This is a genomic window from Streptomyces albiflavescens (genome assembly GCF_014645835.1).
Taxonomy (GTDB): Bacteria; Actinomycetota; Actinomycetes; order Streptomycetales; family Streptomycetaceae; genus Streptomyces; species Streptomyces albiflavescens.
This window is the reverse complement of the sequence record NZ_BMMM01000017.1, coordinates 57,133-75,217: the sequence shown is the minus strand read 5'-3', so window position 1 is coordinate 75,217 and position 18,085 is coordinate 57,133. Positions and strand designations below refer to the sequence as shown.

Genomic DNA, 18,085 nt, shown 5'->3' with positions numbered 1-18,085 from the left:
TTCGCCGGTGATCGTTTCAGCCCAGTGACATAACGACCAGCGCCGTCGTCGCCGCCGTCTCGGCGAGACCGCCGAACACATCGCCCGTGATGCCGCCGAAGCGGCGCGTGCAGTGGCGCAGCAGCAGTTCGGCGGCCGCGCAGGCGGCGAGCACCGCCACCGCGCCGCGCACCAGGTCGGACGTCCCGACCAGCGCGCCCGTGCCGGCCGCCGCGCCGACGACGGCCACCGTGACCAGCAGCGCGCCGCGCACCTGGACCGTGCCGGCGACCGCGGCGCCCAGGCCCTCGGGCCGGGCCGGGGGCACCCCGGTGCGGGCGGCCAGCGTGAGGACGAGGCGGGCCGCGGTCGCCGAGACGACGGCGGCGAGCGCGCCCCGGGCCCACGAGGTGTCGTACGCCTGGAAGAGCGCGGCCACCTGGGCGAGCAGCACGAACAGCAGGGTGATCACGCCGAACGGGCCGATGTCCGACTGCTTCATGATCCGTAGCGCGTCCTCGGCGGGCTTGCCGCTGCCGAGCCCGTCCGCGGTGTCGGCGAGCCCGTCCAGGTGCAGGCCCCGGGTGAGTGCGGCCGGTACGGCGGCCGAGGCCACGGCGGCCAGCAGCGGACCCGCGCCCATCGCGAGCAGCGCCACCCCCACGAGCGCCGCGCCCGCCCCGACCACCAGCCCGGCCACGGGTGCGCACAGCATTCCGCCGCGCGCGGCCTCGCGGTCCCAGCGGGTCACCTTCACGGGCAGCACGGTGAGGGTGCCGAAGGCGAAGCGGAGGCTGTCGGGCAGGGGGGACTTGGACGACGTCTTGGACACCGGCGCAGGGTACCCGGGTGCCCGGACGGCGGAGACAGCGGCTGTGGATGCTGCGTTCTCCCGGGGGGACAACCCCCGGACCCCCGGCCGGACAAGCACGTGGGCCCGACGTGATCGGTGCGAACATCGCTCGGCATAGCTGGATAAAGTTCATATATGGGTCACTGGTTGTACCGGAACATCATCGAACCGGGAAAGCTGCCGCTGCTGCTGGCGCTCGCCTCCTTCGTGCTGACGTTCGTGATCACCCGTGTCATCGTCCGGCTGATCCGTGCGGGCAAGGGGCCCTTCGGCAATGTGAAGGCCGGTGGCCTGCACATCCATCACGTCGTGCCCGGTGTACTGCTGATGGTGGTCGGCGGCTTCGGCGCGGTGTCCAGCAGCCGGTACGGGTTCGGCGCGTACCTGAGCGCCGTGCTGTTCGGAATCGGCGCGGGCCTGGTGCTCGACGAGTTCGCGTTGGTCCTGCACCTCGACGACGTCTACTGGACGGAGGCCGGCCGCCAGAGCGTCGAGGTCGTGGTGGTCACGGCGGCCCTCGTCGGCCTTGTGCTCGGCGGCTTCGCGCCGTTCGGCGTCAACGACCTCACCGATCAGGAACTGCAGGACCGCGGAGGCGTGATCCTGACCGTCGCGGTGAACTTCCTCTTCGCCCTGGTCGCCCTCAGCAAGGGCAAGACGCGCACCGCCGTCTTCGGCGTGATCGTCCCCTTCATCGCCCTGATCGGCGCGCTCCGGCTGGCCCGGCCCGGCTCACCGTGGGCCAAACGCCTCTATCGCCGACGGCCGCACGCCCGGGCCAGGGCGCGCCTGCGCGCCTACCGCCACGACCGGCGCTGGGCGGGCCCCAGCCGCAGGTTTCAGGACTGGATCGGCGGTAAACCGGACGATGAACTCACCCGGCCTGTGACCGGACGCCGGTGACACCGGTGGCGCCGGTGGCGTAACGCGGACATCGCGCACACGACCAGTACGGCGGCGATGGCCGCGAGGTGTTCCTTGCCCGCCAGGTTCTCCTTGAGGAGCACCTCGACCACCATGGCCCCGACGACCACACCCGCGGTGATGTACGCGCGATAGCGCCAGCCGAGGAACAGGGCGAGGCCCACCACGGCCGCCGACGGGCCGGTGTCGACGACCTGGGCGTCCGACCCGGGCAGCCCCAGTGGGTGGTGCGGGCCGAGGGCGATGGCGACGCGCGCGCAGAGCGTCCCGGCCAGCGTGGCGACGTACGCGACGACGAGCGTGCGCCACCAGCCGAGACAGATCTCGGCGATGCCGAACACGACGAGGATCTGCACGAGCGCACCCCACACCGGAAGGTCCAGGGCCGGGACGAACAAGGAGAGCGGGGTGCGCAGGAGAGCGAGCCAGAGCGGCTCCTCGGCCCGTACGGAGCCGATGTTCTGGACGAACTGAAAGCCCCACGACTGGTTCTGCACGAACTGGAGGACGGCCGTCAGACACACCGCGCCGATGGTCATGGGGATCGCCCGCAGGCGCCTTTCGGCGAGCGCGCCGTGAACGGTGACGTACAGCGGTCCCCATTCGGTGCGGCCCCAGCGGGCGAGCCTGATCATCTGTGCGACTCCAGGTGCTTGCGGTGCAGCCACTTCGGCAGTCCAGGCGCCTCCAGGAACCCCTCGGCGCGCGCGGACGCGACACCGATGCGCAGCAGGTCCGCGCTCTTCTCGAAGAGCAGGAACCGCGGCTCCCAGATGGGTCGATACTTTGCGTTGGCGCGGTACAGCGACTCGATCTGCCACCAGCGCGAGAAGAAGCTGAGCAGTGAGCGCCACAGCCGCAGCACCGGTCCCGCGCCGAGGCGTGCGCCACGTTCGAAGACCGAACGGAACATGGCGAAGTTGAGCGAGACCTGAGTGATCTTGATCTCCTGAGCCCGTCGCAGGAGTTCGATCACCATGAACTCCATCAGCCCGTTCTCGGAGTCGCGGTCGCGCCGCATGAGGTCCAGGGAGAGGCCGTGCGGCCCCCATGGCACGAAGGACAGCACCGCCCTCAACTCACCCTGGGCGTCGGTGCATTCGAGCATCACGCACTGCCCATCGTCCGGGTCGCCGAGCCGACCGAGCGCCATGCTGAACCCGCGCTCGGTCGCCCCGTCCCGCCAGTCGTCGGCGCGCCGCAAGAGGTACGCCATCTCGTCGGCCGCGATGTCCTCGTGGCGCCGGATGCGCACCCGGTAGCCCGCGCGCTTGACCCGGTTGTAGGCCTGCCGGACGGTGCGCATGGCCCGCCCTTCGAGGGTGAACTCGGCGGTCTCCACGATGGCTTCGTCGCCGAGTTCGAGGGCGTCGAGGCCGTGCCGGGAGTAGATGGTGCCCGCCTCCTCGCTCGCGCCCATCACCGCCGGGATCCAGCCGTGCGCGCGGGCCTCGGCGAGCCAGGGCTCGATGGCGCCGGGCCATGCCTCCGGGTCACCGATCGGGTCGCCGGAGGCCAGCGAGACCCCGCCGACCACGCGGTACGCCACCACGGCCTTGCCGGTCGGCGACCAGACCACGCTTTTCTCGCGCCGCAGGGCGAAGTAGCCGAGCGAGTCCCGGTCGCCGTTCTTCTCCAGCAGCGCGCGCAGCCGCTTCTCGTCGTCCTCGGTGAGCGGGTCGACGGCGCGGCGGGAGCGGAAGGCCGCGTAGAAGACGGCGAGGACCAGCAGGGTGCTGAACACGTTGATGGCGACGTTGACCCAGTTGGGCGTCGCGATCCCGGCGACGTGGGAGTCGTCGGCGGCGACCGAGACGAGCCGCAGGGTGCCGTAGCGCCAGCGGTCGAGGAAGGTCGAACGGTGCGCGTCGTGGGCGTGGTTGGTGACCGTGACCAGCAGCGCGGCGAGTAGCGAGGTGACCAGCAGCCCGCCGATCGCGACGGCCGCGGCGAGCCTGGGGTTCGACCGGTCGCCTTTCGCGTAGAACTCCCGGCGGCCGACGACGAGCGAGGCGACGAACGCGGCGGTCAGGACGAGCGAGATCCAGTTCTGCGCGTACTGGCGGATCTCCGGGAACGCCATGGCCACGGCGAACAGCAGCAGGAACAGCCCGCTGAGGACGAAGTTGAGGATCCACGCGGCTCGTTTGCGCCGCCGCATGGTGATGGCGAGGAACATCGTGAACACACCGGACGCGAAGCCTGCGGTCAGCAGGTACGGCGTGAAGTAGTTCTCCGTGTTGTGCCGGCGAACGTCCTGCCCGAGCGAGACCCACACGGCGCTCAGGAAGTTGATGAACGTGACGGCACGCAGATACCAGACGGTGAAGGCGGCGGCGCGCCGTGAGGCAGCGGTGGACCGCCGGTCCCCGTCCCCCTGGCGGGCCGACGCCCGCTCATGCTCGGCGGCAATTCGGGCATCTCCCATAAAGGGCGATGATATGGGGCGGGGTGGTGTGTGCGGGGGAGGGGTGCGGCGGGTGGTACGTCTGCGCTGCCGCTGGGCTCTGTGACGGGCTCTTTGCCGCTCCACGGCGCCTCTTCGGCGCTCCGCGCCGGGTGTTTCCCATCCGATCCGCCTGACTCGGTCGGCTGCCGAGGTGCCCTCCAGCGGCTGGTGTCGCGCTGCCCCGCGCCAGGCGGCTGCCGCTGCTCCGCGCCAGGCTGTCCCCGCTCCGCGCCGGTGTTTTCCGCCGGCCCGTCTCGGTCGGCCGGAAAACGAAAGCCGCCGCCACGGCGCTCAGCCGTGGCGGCGGCTCTCTGTCGTGGCGGCGGCTCTCTGTGGGGCCGAGTCGGCCGTAGCCCGTTACTCGTCCTCCGCAGAGCCCTCGGAACCCTCGGAGTCCTCGGCGTCCTCGGGCTCGGGCTTCGTCTCGGGGGAGGGAGTCTCCGGCAGGTCGGCTGCCAGGGCTGCCGCCGCCTGGACCAGGGGCAGTGCCAGCAGTGCGCCCGCGCCCTCGCCGACGGTCACCCCGTGGTCGAGCAGGGGCTCCAGGGCCATCCGGTCCAGCGCCTTCGCCTGGGCCGGCTCGCCGCTGTTCTGGCCGGCCAGCCACCAGTCCGGCGCGCGGAAGGCGACCCGCTGCCCGACCAGGGCGCACGCGGCGGAGACGACCCCGTCGAGGATCACCGGCATCTTCCGCACCGCGCTCTGCAGGAGGAACCCGGTCATCGCCGCGAGGTCCGCCCCGCCGACCGTCGCCAGCAGCAGCAGCTGATCCCCGAGCACGGGCCGGGCCCGCCGCAGGGCGTCACGCACGGCGGCGCATTTGCGCATCCACGCGAGGTCGTCGATGGCGCGGCCGCCCCGCCCGGTCACGACCGACGCGTCGGTCCCGCACAGCGCGGCGACCAGCACGGCGGCCGCCGTGGTCCCGCCGACGCTGATGTCGCCGAGCACCACCAGATCCGTACCGGAGTCCGCCTCTTCGTCCGCGACCGCGACGCCCGCGCGGAACGCGGCCTCCGCCTCCTCCAAGGTCAGCGCGTCCTCGACGTCGATACGTCCCGAACCGCGCCGCACCCGATGCCGTACGACCTCGGCGGGCAGCCCCTCCGGCTCGCAGTCCAGCGCCATGTCGACGACGCGCAGCGGCACGCCCAGCCGCCGGGCAAGGACGGCCGCCGGGCTGGCGCCCTCCAGGACCGCCCGCACCAACTGGTCGGCGGTGCCCGCGGGCCGCGCCGACACGTCGAGTTCGGCGACCCCGTGGTCGCCCGCGAACAGCACCACGCGCGGATGCTCGATCGGCCGCACCGGCACCGCTGACTGCGCCGCCGCCAGCCACTCACCCAGGTCGTCGAGGCGGCCCAGTGACCCGGGCGGCACGATCTGGCGCTCCCGGCGCGCCTCGGCGTCCCGGCGCACGCCTCCGTCGGGGCGCTCGATCAGATCGGTGAAGTCGTCGAGATTAAGCGAGCTCATTCGCCGAACAGTACCGGCAGCGATCGAACACGTCCGCGTCACGTCGCTGCACCCTGGATCGCATTCCGCTACGTACCGTTTGTATCGGATTGTCGTACGGCCCGGTAGTCCTCGCCCAGGTCCTCCAGTCACCCCCCCACGGCCCCGCGTCCCCCAGGAGCGCCCATGCCCCCCACTCCGCAGTCGATCGCCGAACGCCGCGCCGCCTACGCGGCCGAACTCGCCCAGGGCACCGACCGGTTCCACGAACCGCGCCGGGACGACTGCCCCTGGTGCGGGTCGAGGCGGCTGCGCACCCGGCTGGTCACGTCGGACCTGGTGCAGCGCAAGCCCGGCACGTTTGTCGTCGACGAGTGCGAGGACTGCGCCCACGCCTTCCAGAACCCCCGGCTCACGGCGGAGGGGCTGGCCTTCTACCACCGAGACCTCAGGGATCTGAGGGGGGACGCCCTCGAAGGCCTCGTCGTGCGGCTCCTCGGCGCCCGCGCCGCCCGCGGTCGCCACCACGCGGCCGCCCGCGCGATGCTGCGCCACACCGAGCCGGAGAGCTGGCTCGACGTCGGCACCGGGCACGGGCACTTCCCGGCCGCAGCCAAGGAGGTCCACCCGTACACGGCCTTCGACGGGCTCGACGCCACGCGACGGGTCGTGAAGGCGCGGGCGGCCGGGCGCGTCGAGGAGGCGCACCGGGGCCGGCTCACCGACTCCCGGATCGCCGAGCGGCTGCGTGCCCGCTACGACGTCGTCAGCATGTTCCACCACTTGGAGCACACCGCCGACCCGCGCGAGGAACTGCGCGCCGCCATGGTGGTGCTGCGGCCCGGCGGGCACCTCCTCCTCGAAGTCCCGGACCCCGACAGCGCGTTCGGCGCGCTGCTGGGCAAGTGGTGGGTGTCGTACGGCCAGCCGCGCCACCTCCATCTGATGCCGCTGCCCAACCTGCTGGGCGAACTGGAGGCCCTCGGCTGCGCGATCGTCGCCACGGACCGTCGCGAACCACACATCCCGTACGATCTCGCCGGCGCCCTCGCGCTGGCCCTCGGTCACGTCCTGCCCGACCTCGACGCGCCCTGGCGGTCCGCTCCGCCGGCCCCGCTCCAGCGCGCGCTGCACGCGGCCCTGACCCGGGCGTCCAGTCCCCTCCTGGCCACGACGTCAGCCCTGGACCACGCCCTCGCCCCGCTCTTGCGCCGCACCCGCTTCTCCAACGCGTACCGGATCATCGCGCGGCGCTGAGGCACCGGCCCGCTCCGCGGGACCTCACCCCCGCAAAACCACCGCCTGCCCCGCCACGACCAACAACACGTGCTCGCACTCGGCTGCGAACCCGGCGTTCAGCCGCCCGAGTTCGTCGCGGTAGCGCCGCCCCGACGCGGTGGCGGGGACGATGCCGGAGCCGACCTCGTTGGAGACGGCGACGACGGTGCGGCGGGTGTCGTGGACAGCGGCGGTGAGTTCCTCGACACGGGCACGCAGGGCGCGTTCGCCGCCGCCCGCCCACTCCGCGTCGTCCCAGGCGTTCACGGAGTCCATCGCGTCCGTCAGCCAGAGCGACAGGCAGTCGATAAGCAGCGGAGGGCCGTCCTCCGCCAGGAGGGGGACGAGGTCGCAGGTCTCGGTGGTGCGCCAGGAGCCGGGGCGCCGCTCACGATGCGCGCTGACGCGCGAGGCCCACTCGGTGTCTCCGTTCCGGGAGCCGCCCGTCGCGACGTACAGCACGTCGGGGAAGGCCTCGAGGCGCCGCTCCGCCTCCACCGACTTGCCCGAACGCGCGCCGCCGAGCACGAGCGTGCGGCGCGGCACGTCCGGTACGTCCTCGTAGACACCCACGTCCAGCGTGGTCCCGTCCGGCACCGCCCGCGCGCCCGCCGCCGCGAGCCGCCGCCGCAGTTCGGGCCCCGGCGGCACATCGTGGTCGAGGTGCACCGCGATCACGTCCGTCGTCGGCCCGACCGCGCCGACCGCCCGCAGCTTCGCCAGGCCGTCGGGGCGCCCCACCACATCGACGAGCACCATGTCGTACGTGTCACTGGTCGTGTCGAGCCCGGCCGGCGCCGCGCCCGGCGGCAGATAGAGCAGCCGCTGGCCGTCCGGGCCGGTCACCGCGTACCCCGTGCCGGGCGCGTCCATCGGCACCGCCCGCACCCGGTGCCCGGTGAGCAGCGCCAACTCGCGCCCGTCGGGCACCCGGCCGGGCTGCGGCAGCCCGGCCGGCACCTCGACCGCGGGCCCGTCGTGCGGATGCGAGAGCAGCACCTGTCGTACGCCGCCCAGCGAGTGCCCGGCGCGGGCGGCCGCGAACGCCGCGCCGGGCGTGAGGTCGAGCAGCAGCGTGCCGTCCACGAGCAGCGCGGTGGCCGCCCGCGCGTTCTCGCCGAGCGCGGTCGCGCAAGCCGCGCAGGGACAGTCGGGGCGGGGCAGGCCCTCGGGGGCGCCGGTGCCGAGCAGAGTCAGTTCCACGAGGTTGATTTTTGCGTGTCGCCGCAGGTCTTGCGCGTCCGGCCAGGCCCTGTCGGCAAATTCCCGTCGTTCGCCCGGTGGGCGCGGGCGGGCCATTGACGACAGGGCCTAGGCTTCGGACAGGAGCCGGATCTTGTCCGGCTTCCGCTGTGCAGTGTGCTCATACCTTGGAGGCGTACATGGCGGCATGGACGTGGCGGTTCGAGAAGTCCGACGGGACAGAGGTCCAACCCGCGGTGCAGCCCGAGGAGTTCACCACGCAGGGGGACGCGGAGTCCTGGATCGGCGAGGTGTGGAAGGACCTTCTCGAGGGCGGCGCGGACCAGGTGTTCCTCTTCGAGGACAGCACGCAGATCTACGGGCCGATGAGCCTGCACGCCGAACCGGAGTAGGCCGGTCGGGGTTGCCGGGGCCGGACCCCGGCAACCCGCCCACCCAGGCAACCCGCCCACCCAGGCAACCCGCCCACCCAGGCAACCCGCCCACCCAGGCAACCCGCCCACCCAGGCAAGCCGCCCACCCCGGCAAGCCGCCCCACCGCGGTCGCCCGCCGGCTGCTGTCGCCCGCCGCCCGCCGCCCGCCGGTCGCCCGACGTCAGATCTCCGCCAACGTCACCACGACGGTGCGCTCGCTTCCGTCCCGCACGAACGTCACCTTCGTCCTGTCGCCCGGCTTTTCGACCGCGAGGGCCTCGGCGAGCGAGATGATCGTGGTGATGTCGCTGTCGCCGATCTTGGTGATGACGTCCCCGGGCCGGATGCCCGCCTTGTCCGCCGCGCCGCCGTTCTTGACCGCGACCACGGCGACTCCCGCGGGCTGGTAGTCGTCGTTGACGACCGTACGGCCCGTGATGTCGAGCGCGGCCCGTCCCGAGTCGGTGACCTTGCCGTGCTTGATGATCTGGTCGGCGATCGTCTTCACCATCGACGCGGGGATCGCGAAGCCGATGCCGGGCGCCGCACCGCCGCCGAGATCGGGGTCGGTCGCCGCGAGTGTCGGGATGCCGATGACCTGTGCGTCGAGATTCACCAGCGTGCCGCCGCTGTTGCCGGGGTTGATCGCCGCCGAGGTCTGCACCATGTTCGCGATGGTGGCCCCCGTACCCCCGCCGGAGGTGCCCTCGCTGACGGTGCGTCCGGTCGCCGAGACGATGCCCTGGGTCACGCTGGACGAGAGCCCGAGCGGCGACCCCATCGCCAGCACGATCTGGCCGACCTCGACCTTCGAGGAGTCCCCGATGGTCGCCGCCTTCAGCCCGTCGGGGATCTTGTCCAGCTTGATGACGGCGAGATCCTGCTCCGGGTACGCGTAGACGAGCGTCGCCGTCAGCGCGGCCTCGTTGTTGGCCGTCGTGACCGTGAACTTCTTCTCGTTCCCGACCACGTGCGCGTTGGTGACGATGTGCCCCGCGTCGTCGTACACCACGCCGGACCCAAGATCATGGCTCGCCTCGATCTGCACCACCGACGGCAGGACTTCCTTGATCACTCTCAGGTAGTCGTCCTGAAGGTCATTGGCCACCTGGGGGACAGCGGCCTGCGTCGTCCTCGCACCGTCCTTCTTGGACGACGAGGAGTCGCCGGTGCAGCCGGAGAGCAGGGCGGCCGAACAGGCGAGGACGACTACGGACGCAAGGAGCCGGAGGGTGCGCGTACGGGCGCGGGGCCGGGCAGGCACACGGGAAGCATCCATGCCCGAAGTGTCCCTTTCCGGGGGATGCCCCGACCTGCGATGCACACCCGAACGGGTCGCTCAGCCACGCACTCCGCACAGGTGCAGCAACGCCGCCACCTGGCGATAGGGATCCGTCCGCCCGGCCCGCTCCTCGGCGGCCAGCAGACTCGCCGCATCCGGCGGAACCGTCGCTCCGTCCGCCGCGGTGTCCGTGAAGACCCGCACCCCGTACCAGGCGTGCAAGGGCGCGCCGATCCCCGCGAGCGTGGACGTCAGCGTGGCGAGCCGATCGGCACGGACGTCGAGGCCGAGCCGGTTCGTGTACGCGGTCGTGTCGAAGGAGACGAGCGTCGCCGCCCAGTCCCCGGACAGCCCCGGCCGCATGGCCAGCGCGTCGGCGTTCCGCACGAGCAGCGAGAGCAGCCCGCCGGGAGCCAGCATCCGCGCCAGGCCGGCCAGCAGTGCGTCCGGCTCCTCGACGTACATCAGCACGCCGTGGCACAGCACCACGTCGAAGCTGCCCGGCAGGAAGTGGACACCGGTCTCCCGGCCGTCGCCCTCGATCAGCCGTACGCGTCCCCGGATGCCCTCGGGCTCGGCGGCAAGCGCCTCCCGGGCCACCGCGAGCATCTTCGCGTCCTGCTCCAGTCCGGTCACCTGATGCCCGGCCCGGGCAAGGCGCAGCGCCTGCGTGCCCTGGCCCGTCCCGACGTCGAGGATGCGTAGCCGCAGGCCCACCGGGAACCGCCCGGCCATCTGCTCGTCGAGCTGCCGGGCCACCAGCTCCTGTCGTACGACATCACGCAGGCCGCCCAGCTTGTTCAGCCAGGCGTCCGCCGCGCCCCCGGAGAAAGACGTCGTGCTCAGGGCCGCTCTCCGCGCTTGACCTGCGGCTTCGGAAGCCGGAGTCGACGCATCTGGAGCGTGCGCATCAGCGCGTAGGGGACCGCGCCCTTCTTGGGCTGGTCGGGGAAGCGGGCGTTCAGCTGCTTCTTGAGGCGGATCGCGATACCGATCGAGTCGACCACGATCATCACGATCACGACGAGCCACAGCAGCAGCGCGATGTTCTGCAGCGAGCCCACCCGCACCATGCTCAGGACGAGGATGACCACGGCCAGCGGCAGGAAGAACTCGGCGATGCAGAACCGCGAGTCCACGAAGTCGCGCGCGAACTTCCGCACCGGACCCTTGTCACGGGCGGGCAGATAGCGCTCGTCACCGCTGGCCAGCGCCTGGCGCTGCCTCTCCATCTGGGTGCGGCGTTCATCGCGCTGTCGCTTGGCCGCCTCCTTGCGCGTCGTCGGCGTATTGGCGACGCTGCGACGCTGGGTCTGGGCCTCACTGCGCTTGGGCGTGGGGCGGCCCTTGGGGGCCTGCGGGTGACGGGTCTGCTTGGAGTCGGTCACCGGCGCCTTGTCGGCGGGGGCCTTCTCTTCCTTGGCACGGCTACGGAACACAAAACCCAAGGGTACGGGGTTCGCGGGCATGGACGCCGTTCGAGTGGGGAACGATCCGGCAACACCGTACGTCTGTAGTGGGACAGAGGGGACGTTGCGCGCGGCTTTGCCGGGTGGCGGGGCCGGGGGACCCCGAGGTCCACCTACTCCCTACGCCGGAGCGGTGCCGTGGGCAGTCGTCCTTGGGGATGAGCGCATCCGTCCCCGAACAGTGCGGTAATGGATGCAGGGCCCGTACTGTGGGTTCTGTTGCAGTACCTGGAGCTGGAGTCCGTCAGAAGGGGGCGCGCGAAGCCCATGAGCGGTGTCATGAAGCGTATGGGGATGATCTTCCGCGCGAAGGCGAACAAGGCCCTTGACCGGGCCGAGGACCCGCGCGAAACCCTCGATTACTCGTATCAGAAACAGCTGGAGCTGCTGCAGAAGGTGCGCCGCGGCGTCGCGGATGTGGCGACCAGCCGCAAGCGCCTCGAGCTGCAGCTGAACCAGCTCCAGAACCAGTCCACCAAGCTGGAGGACCAGGGCCGCAAGGCGCTCGCGCTCGGCCGCGAGGACCTGGCCCGTGAGGCGCTGTCGCGTCGCGCCGCCCTCCAGCAGCAGGTCACCGACCTGGAGACGCAGCACCAGACCCTCCAGGGCGAGGAGGAGAAGCTCACCCTCGCGGCCCAGCGTCTCCAGGCGAAGGTCGACGCCTTCCGCACCAAGAAGGAGACGATCAAGGCGACGTACACGGCGGCCCAGGCGCAGACCCGAATCGGCGAGGCCTTCTCCGGCATCTCCGAGGAGATGGGCGACGTCGGCCTTGCCATCCAGCGTGCCGAGGACAAGACCGCGCAGCTCCAGGCGCGCGCCGGCGCCATCGACGAGCTGCTCGCCTCCGGGGCCCTCGACGACCAGTCCGGAATGGCCAAGGACGACATCCAGGCCGAGCTGGACCGGCTCTCCGGTGGTACGGATGTAGAGCTGGAGCTGCAGCGCATGAAGGCGGAGCTGGCCGGTGGGTCCTCGCCGCAGCAGGCGATCGAGGGCGGCACGGGGCAGTCGCAGTCCCCGTCGCAGCCACAGGACACTCCGCGCTTCGACAAGCAGTGAGTGAGTGACCGACTGATCGGGTCCCACGCCTGAGGAGGGCGACGTGATCGTACGGATCATGGGGGAGGGGCAGGTGAGGCTGGACAACAGCCACCTCGCCGAACTGAACAAGCTGGACGACGAACTGCTCGCCGAAATGGAGAGCGGCGACGAGCCCGGCTTCCGCCGCACGCTGGGCGCGCTCCTGGAATCGGTACGCCGCCTCGGAACTCCGCTCCCCGACGACGCGCTGGAACCCTCGGAACTGATCCTCCCGTCCCCGGACGCGACCCTGGAAGAGGTCCGCGAAATGCTGAGCGACGAGGGCCTGATCCCCGGCTGACGACGGCTTGTAGCGCAATTCCCCGCGCCCCTTTTCAGGGGCGCGGGGAACTGCGCAGTCTTTTAGGGGGGTCCGGGGGCGCAGCCCACGGATACGGGTCGGGCGGGGGCGCAGGGGGCGAGAACATGCCCCGCGGTACCCGGTAGCACCCGTTCCAAGCCCCCGCAGGTCCCCGTACCGTAAACGGAGTGAGCACCCTAGAGCGCACGAGGGACTGGCTGCGTGCCCACCCCCTCGCCCTGGACGCCGCCCTGGCCACAGGCGTCCTCGCCAGCATGGTCGCCGGTTCCTTCGTCGACCCGCACGGCGGGAACGGCGCGACCTGGGGAGCCCGCACCCCCAACGCCCTCAGCCTCGCTCTGATGGTGCTCGGCGCCGCGGCCCTGGTCTTCCGCCGCCGCGCCCCGATGGCGGTCCTCGCGGCCACGGGCGCCGTCTCGCTGGTGGAGCTGGCCACCGGTGACCCCAGAGCCCCGGTGGCGATGTCCGCCGTCGTCGCCCTCTACACCGTCGCGTCGACCACCGACCGCCCCACGACCTGGCGCGTCGGACTGGTCACGATGACCGTCCTGACGGCGGTCGCGATGCTCGCGGGACCGATGCCCTGGTACGCCCAGGAGAACCTGGGGATCTTCGCCTGGACCGGTATGGCCGCCGCCGCGGGCGACGCCGTACGCAGCCGGCGCGCCTTCGTGCACGCCATCCGCGAGCGCGCCGAACGCGCCGAACGCACCCGCGAGGAGGAGGCCCGCCGCCGTGTCGCCGAGGAGCGGCTGCGGATCGCCCGCGATCTGCACGACGTCGTCGCCCATCACATCGCCCTGGTGAACGTCCAGGCGGGCGTCGCCGCCCACGTCATGGACAAGCGGCCGGACCAGGCCAAGGAAGCTCTCGCGCACGTCCGCGAGGCCAGTCGCTCCGCCCTCAATGAACTCCGTGCCACCGTGGGCCTCCTGCGCCAGTCCGGCGACCCCGAGGCCCCCACCGAACCCGCCCCCGGCCTCGCCCGCCTCGACGAACTCGCCGACACCTTCCGCAATGCCGGCCTCCCCGTCGAAGTCGCCCGCTGCGATCACGGCACCACCCTCCCCGCCGCCGTCGACCTCGCCGCTTACCGCGTCATCCAGGAAGCCCTCACCAATGTGCGGAAGCACGCGGGCCCGGAGGCGAAGGCCGAGGTCAGCGTCGTACGCGTGGGACCGAATGTGGAGGTCACGGTCCTCGACAACGGGCCCGGGCAGGACGAAGCGCCGGAAGAGGGCGGCGGGCACGGGCTGCTCGGGATGCGGGAGCGGGTCACCGCGCTCGGCGGCAGCTGCACGGCCGGTCCCCGATACGGAGGCGGCTTCCGGGTCCATGCGATCCTTCCGGTCAAGAACCGCACGCCTGCTCTGGGGGACTCCGTATGACCATCCGTGTCCTGCTCGCCGACGACCAGGCACTGCTGCGCAGCGCCTTCCGTGTGCTCGTCGACTCGGAGCCCGACATGGAGGTCGTCGGCGAGGCGTCCGACGGCGCGGAGGCGGTGCGGCTGACCAGGGACGAGCGCGCCGACGTCGTGCTCATGGACATCCGGATGCCGGGGACCGACGGGCTCGCCGCCACCCGGCTGATCACCGCCGACCCGGGGCTCGCCCATGTGCGGGTGGTCATGCTGACGACCTTCGAGGTCGACGAGTACGTGGTGCAGTCGCTGCGGGCCGGCGCGTCCGGGTTCCTCGGGAAGGGCGCCGAGCCGGAGGAGCTGCTGAACGCGATCCGGATCGCCGCCGGTGGCGAGGCGCTGCTGTCGCCGGCGGCCACCAAGGGGCTGATCGCCAAGTTCCTCGCGCAGGGCGACGGTTCGGACGAGGAGCGGGATCCGGCCCGCGCCGAGCGGCTCGACGCGCTCACCGGGCGCGAGCGCGAAGTGCTCGTCCAGGTCGCGGGCGGGCACTCCAACGACGAGATCGCCGAGCGTCTCGAAGTCAGCCCGCTGACGGTGAAGACGCACGTCAACCGGGCCATGGCGAAACTCGGCGCGCGCGACCGGGCGCAGCTGGTCGTCATCGCGTACGAGTCCGGGCTGGTCCGTCCAAGGGTGGACTGAGCTCCACCTGGGCGTACTGCGCCTGGAGTAGGAGCCGCATAAGGAAATGGACTCAGGGGCTACGGATCGGTCCCCTTCCATGGCTCAGGGTGTGAGGTGGGGCGCTCAGATGTGCTCGCCCCCTTGCTTCACGTTCCGCTCACGCCACAGAAGAGAGACCCGCCACCCATGTCCTGGCTGTCCAGATTCAGCCTCGCGCAACGGGCCCTCATAGGGCTGATCTCGATCATCGCGCTCGCCTTCGGAGCGATCGCGATCCCCCAGCTCAAGCAGCAGCTGCTGCCCACCATCGAACTGCCCATGGTGTCCGTGCTCGCGCCGTACCAGGGCGCGTCTCCCGATGTGGTGGAGAAGCAGGTCGTCGAGCCCATCGAGGACACCCTCGAAGCCGTCGACGGCATCACCGGTGTCACGTCCACGGCCAGTGAGGGCAACGCCGTGATCATGGCGTCCTTCGACTACGGCAACGACACCAAGCAGCTCGTCGCCGATGTCCAGCAGGCCGTCAACCGCGCCCGCGTGCAGCTCCCGGACGACGTCGACCCGCAGGTCATCGCCGGTTCGACGGACGACATCCCGACCGTCGTCCTCGCCGTCGCCTCGGACAAGGACCAGCAGGCCCTGTCCGACCAGCTCGACCGTACCGTCGTGCCCGACCTGAAGGACATCGACGGCGTCGGCCAGGTGACGGTCGACGGCGTACGCGACGTCCAGGTCACCGTCACTCCCGACGACAAGAAGATGGCGAAGGCCGGCCTCACCTCTGCCGCCCTCGGCCAGGCCCTGCAGGCGGGCGGCGCGACCGTCCCCGCCGGCTCCTTCGACGAGGACGGCAGTAACCGCACCGTCCAGGTCGGCGGCGGCTTCACCTCCCTGAAGCAGATCCAGGACCTGATGGTCACGGGCGCCCAGGGGAAGAAGCCGGTGCGCCTCGGCGACGTCGCCGGCGTCAAGCAGGAGCAGTCCAAGGCCGACTCCATCACCCGGACGGACGGCCGCCCGAGCCTCGCCGTGAACGTCACCATGGACCACGACGGCAGCGCGGTCGCCATCTCCGACGCGGTCAAGGACAAACTGTCCGGCATGCGCAAGGACCTGGGGGCCGGGGCGACGATCACCGTCGTCAGCGACCAGGGTCCGGCGGTGTCGAAGTCCATCGACGGCCTGACCACGGAGGGCGCGCTGGGTCTGCTCTTCGCGGTCCTGGTCATCCTGGTCTTCCTGGCGTCGATCCGCTCGACGCTGGTCACGGCGGTCTCGATCCCCCTGTCGGTGGTCCTGGCCCTGATCGTGCTGTGGACCCGCGACCTGTCGCTCAACATGCTCACGCTCGGCGCGCTCACCATCGCCATCGGCCGTGTCGTCGACGACTCGATCGTCGTCCTGGAGAACATCAAGCGGCACCTCGGCTACGGCGAGGAGCGCGAGGAGGCCATCCTCAAGGCGGTCCGCGAGGTCGCGGGTGCGGTCACATCGTCGACGCTGACGACGGTCGCCGTGTTCCTCCCGATCGGCCTGACCGGCGGCATGGTGGGCGAGCTGTTCGGCTCCTTCAGTCTCACGGTCACCGCGGCGCTGGTGGCCTCCCTGCTCGTCTCGCTGACGGTCGTGCCCGTTCTGTCGTACTGGTTCCTGCGCGCCCCGAAGGGCACCCCGGCGGACGCCGACGAGGCCCGGCGCAAGGCGGAGGAGAAGGAGGCGCGCAGCCGACTGCAGCGCTTCTACGTTCCCGTACTGCGCTTCGCGACCCGTCGCCGTCTGACGAGCGTGCTGATCGCGGTCGCGATCCTCGTCGGCACGTTCGGCATGGCGCCCCTGCTGAAGACGAACTTCTTCGACCAGGGCGACCAGGAAGTCCTCACCGTCAAGCAGGAGTTGAAGCCGGGCACGAGCCTGGCGGCGACCGACGCGCAGGCGAAGAGGGTCGAGAAGCTGCTGGACGGCGTCAAGGGCGTCAAGGACTACCAGGTCACGGTCGGTTCCTCCGGCTTCATGGCCGCCTTCGGCGGCGGCACGGACACCAACCAGGCCTCGTACCAGGTCATGCTGGACGACTCGGCGTCGTACGACGACGTCCAGAGCCGTATCGAGGACGGTCTCGGCAAGCTCTCCGGGATCGGTACGACCACGGTCTCGGCCGGTGACGGGTTCGGCAACCAGGACCTGAGCGTCGTCGTGAAGGCGGCCGACGCGAGCGTGCTGCGCGAGGCGGCCGACCAGGTCCGCGACGAGGTCGCCAAGCTGGACCACGTCACGGACGTGACCAGCGACCTGGCGCAGAGCGTGCCGCGCATCTCGGTCAAGGCCAACTCCAAGGCCGCGGCGGCCGGTTTCAACGACACGACGCTCGGTGCGGCCGTGGCCGAGGCGGTCCGCGGCACGACCAGCGGCAAGGCGATCCTGGACGACATCGAGCGGGACGTCGTCATCAGGTCGGCGAAGCCTGCCGAGACGCTGGGCCAGTTGAAGAACCTCCGGCTGGGTGCCGCGAAGCTCGGTGACATCGCGGACGTGAAGCTGGTCGACGGTCCGGTCTCGATGACCCGGATCGACGGTCAGCGGGCGGCCACGATCACGGCGAAGCCGACCGGCGACAACACCGGTGCGGTCAGCGCCGACCTCACCTCGAAGCTGAAGGCGCTGAAGCTCCCCTCAGGTGCCACGGCGGAGATCGGCGGGGTGTCCCAGGACCAGGACGACGCGTTCGCCTCCCTGGGGCTGGCGATGCTGGCGGCGATCGCGATCGTCTTCATGGTGCTGGTCGCGACCTTCCGTTCGCTGGTGCAGCCGCTGATCCTGCTCGTCTCGATCCCCTTCGCGGCGACGGGCGCGATCGGCCTGCTGGTCGCCACCGGTACCCCGATGGGCGTTCCGGCGATGATCGGCATGCTGATGCTCATCGGCATCGTGGTGACGAACGCGATCGTGCTGATCGACCTGATCAACCAGTACCGGCGACAGGGCTACGGCACGGTCGAGGCGGTCATCGAGGGCGGCCGCCACCGGCTGCGCCCGATCCTCATGACGGCCCTGGCGACCATCTTCGCCCTCCTGCCCATGGCGTTGGGCGTCACCGGCGAGGGCGGCTTCATCGCCCAGCCCCTGGCCGTGGTCGTCATCGGCGGCCTGATCAGCTCCACCCTGCTGACACTGCTGCTGGTCCCGACGCTGTACACGGTGATCGAACTCCGCAAGGAGCGCCGGGCGAAGAAGAAGGCGGCGAAGCGGGCGGCGAAGACGGGGATCCCGTCCTCGCCGACGGAGGCGGGGGAGCCGGAACCCGCGGGGGTCTAGGCAGCGGGTCGG

General features: G+C 71.3%; 16 protein-coding genes. 8 read left to right on the top strand and 8 right to left on the bottom strand.

Annotation, left to right across the window (positions count from 1 at the left end; genetic code table 11):
- Positions 1-16 precede the first annotated feature (16 nt).
- Positions 17-811: an adenosylcobinamide-GDP ribazoletransferase gene (locus IEY95_RS36445; protein ID WP_189190476.1), complete on the bottom strand. Its 795-nt coding sequence runs from the start codon at positions 809-811 to the stop codon at positions 17-19.
- Between the two features lie 156 nt (positions 812-967).
- Between IEY95_RS36445 and IEY95_RS36440 the strand changes: the two genes are divergently transcribed.
- Complete coding sequence (locus IEY95_RS36440) at positions 968-1,735, top strand: hypothetical protein (protein ID WP_189190475.1); 768 nt, start codon at positions 968-970, stop codon at positions 1,733-1,735.
- Here IEY95_RS36440 and IEY95_RS36435 read toward each other — a convergent pair.
- The 3 genes from IEY95_RS36435 to cobT all read right to left on the bottom strand — a co-directional run bounded on the left by IEY95_RS36435 (position 1,672) and on the right by cobT (position 5,681).
- Positions 1,672-2,391, bottom strand: coding sequence for a hypothetical protein (locus tag IEY95_RS36435; RefSeq protein WP_189190474.1), 720 nt, complete (start codon positions 2,389-2,391; stop codon positions 1,672-1,674). The two genes, IEY95_RS36440 and IEY95_RS36435, sit on opposite strands and share 64 nt — an antisense overlap.
- Positions 2,388-4,184 carry a phosphatidylglycerol lysyltransferase domain-containing protein gene (locus IEY95_RS36430; protein WP_189190473.1) on the bottom strand — a complete coding sequence of 599 codons (1,797 nt, stop codon included), beginning with the start codon at positions 4,182-4,184 and terminating at the stop codon, positions 2,388-2,390. The genes IEY95_RS36435 and IEY95_RS36430 overlap by 4 nt, the downstream gene beginning before the upstream one ends.
- Positions 4,185-4,562: 378 nt before the next feature.
- Positions 4,563-5,681 carry a nicotinate-nucleotide--dimethylbenzimidazole phosphoribosyltransferase gene (cobT, locus tag IEY95_RS36425; protein WP_189190472.1) on the bottom strand — a complete coding sequence of 373 codons (1,119 nt, stop codon included), beginning with the start codon at positions 5,679-5,681 and terminating at the stop codon, positions 4,563-4,565.
- Positions 5,682-5,846: 165 nt separating this feature from the next.
- On the opposite strand from cobT, the gene IEY95_RS36420 reads away from it, so the two are divergent.
- Positions 5,847-6,917 (top strand): class I SAM-dependent methyltransferase, encoded by a 1,071-nt coding sequence (locus IEY95_RS36420; protein WP_189190471.1) that lies wholly within the window; start codon positions 5,847-5,849, stop codon positions 6,915-6,917.
- Positions 6,918-6,941: 24 nt separating this feature from the next.
- On the opposite strand, the gene IEY95_RS36415 is transcribed toward IEY95_RS36420, so the two are convergent.
- A complete protein-coding gene (locus IEY95_RS36415; RefSeq protein ID WP_189190470.1) occupies positions 6,942-8,141 on the bottom strand; it encodes a bifunctional adenosylcobinamide kinase/adenosylcobinamide-phosphate guanylyltransferase in 1,200 nt (399 codons plus the stop codon).
- 179 nt (positions 8,142-8,320) lie between these two features.
- On the opposite strand from IEY95_RS36415, the gene IEY95_RS36410 reads away from it, so the two are divergent.
- Complete coding sequence (locus IEY95_RS36410; RefSeq protein WP_099500908.1) at positions 8,321-8,533, top strand: hypothetical protein; 213 nt, start codon at positions 8,321-8,323, stop codon at positions 8,531-8,533.
- Between the two features lie 203 nt (positions 8,534-8,736).
- On the opposite strand, the gene IEY95_RS36405 is transcribed toward IEY95_RS36410, so the two are convergent.
- From IEY95_RS36405 to IEY95_RS36395, 3 genes are all read right to left on the bottom strand, one after another.
- Positions 8,737-9,834 (bottom strand): S1C family serine protease, encoded by a 1,098-nt coding sequence (locus IEY95_RS36405; RefSeq protein ID WP_189190469.1) that lies wholly within the window; start codon positions 9,832-9,834, stop codon positions 8,737-8,739.
- Positions 9,835-9,894: 60 nt separating this feature from the next.
- Positions 9,895-10,596 (bottom strand): class I SAM-dependent methyltransferase, encoded by a 702-nt coding sequence (locus IEY95_RS36400; protein ID WP_189190468.1) that lies wholly within the window; start codon positions 10,594-10,596, stop codon positions 9,895-9,897.
- Between the two features lie 83 nt (positions 10,597-10,679).
- Positions 10,680-11,306 (bottom strand): DUF3043 domain-containing protein, encoded by a 627-nt coding sequence (locus IEY95_RS36395; RefSeq protein WP_189190467.1) that lies wholly within the window; start codon positions 11,304-11,306, stop codon positions 10,680-10,682.
- A 267-nt stretch (positions 11,307-11,573) separates the two neighbouring features.
- Between IEY95_RS36395 and IEY95_RS36390 the strand changes: the two genes are divergently transcribed.
- From IEY95_RS36390 to IEY95_RS36370, 5 genes are all read left to right on the top strand, one after another.
- Complete coding sequence (locus IEY95_RS36390) at positions 11,574-12,368, top strand: PspA/IM30 family protein (protein ID WP_189190466.1); 795 nt, start codon at positions 11,574-11,576, stop codon at positions 12,366-12,368.
- Between the two features lie 43 nt (positions 12,369-12,411).
- Positions 12,412-12,690, top strand: coding sequence for a PspA-associated protein PspAA (gene pspAA / locus IEY95_RS36385; protein WP_189190465.1), 279 nt, complete (start codon positions 12,412-12,414; stop codon positions 12,688-12,690).
- 188 nt (positions 12,691-12,878) lie between these two features.
- Positions 12,879-14,099: a sensor histidine kinase gene (locus IEY95_RS36380; protein ID WP_189190464.1), complete on the top strand. Its 1,221-nt coding sequence runs from the start codon at positions 12,879-12,881 to the stop codon at positions 14,097-14,099.
- Positions 14,096-14,779, top strand: coding sequence for a response regulator (locus IEY95_RS36375; protein ID WP_189190463.1), 684 nt, complete (start codon positions 14,096-14,098; stop codon positions 14,777-14,779). Before IEY95_RS36380 ends, IEY95_RS36375 begins: the two co-directional genes overlap by 4 nt.
- Positions 14,780-14,947: 168 nt before the next feature.
- Positions 14,948-18,073: an efflux RND transporter permease subunit gene (locus tag IEY95_RS36370; RefSeq protein ID WP_189190462.1), complete on the top strand. Its 3,126-nt coding sequence runs from the start codon at positions 14,948-14,950 to the stop codon at positions 18,071-18,073.
- The last annotated feature ends 12 nt before the right edge of the window (positions 18,074-18,085 follow it).

Excerpts from the sequence above, each read along its gene's own strand:
- cobT (WP_189190472.1), bottom strand. The coding sequence starts at position 5,681 with ATGAGCTCGCTTAATCTCGACGACTTCACCGATCTGATCGAGCGCCCC.
- IEY95_RS36370 (WP_189190462.1), top strand. The coding sequence starts at position 14,948 with ATGTCCTGGCTGTCCAGATTCAGCCTCGCGCAACGGGCCCTCATAGGG.
- IEY95_RS36410 (WP_099500908.1), top strand. The coding sequence starts at position 8,321 with ATGGCGGCATGGACGTGGCGGTTCGAGAAGTCCGACGGGACAGAGGTC.
- IEY95_RS36405 (WP_189190469.1), bottom strand. The coding sequence starts at position 9,834 with ATGGATGCTTCCCGTGTGCCTGCCCGGCCCCGCGCCCGTACGCGCACC.
- IEY95_RS36440 (WP_189190475.1), top strand. The coding sequence starts at position 968 with ATGGGTCACTGGTTGTACCGGAACATCATCGAACCGGGAAAGCTGCCG.
- IEY95_RS36420 (WP_189190471.1), top strand. The coding sequence starts at position 5,847 with ATGCCCCCCACTCCGCAGTCGATCGCCGAACGCCGCGCCGCCTACGCG.
- IEY95_RS36395 (WP_189190467.1), bottom strand. The coding sequence starts at position 11,306 with ATGCCCGCGAACCCCGTACCCTTGGGTTTTGTGTTCCGTAGCCGTGCC.
- IEY95_RS36375 (WP_189190463.1), top strand. The coding sequence starts at position 14,096 with ATGACCATCCGTGTCCTGCTCGCCGACGACCAGGCACTGCTGCGCAGC.
- IEY95_RS36435 (WP_189190474.1), bottom strand. The coding sequence starts at position 2,391 with ATGATCAGGCTCGCCCGCTGGGGCCGCACCGAATGGGGACCGCTGTAC.
- IEY95_RS36430 (WP_189190473.1), bottom strand. The coding sequence starts at position 4,184 with ATGGGAGATGCCCGAATTGCCGCCGAGCATGAGCGGGCGTCGGCCCGC.
- IEY95_RS36390 (WP_189190466.1), top strand. The coding sequence starts at position 11,574 with ATGAGCGGTGTCATGAAGCGTATGGGGATGATCTTCCGCGCGAAGGCG.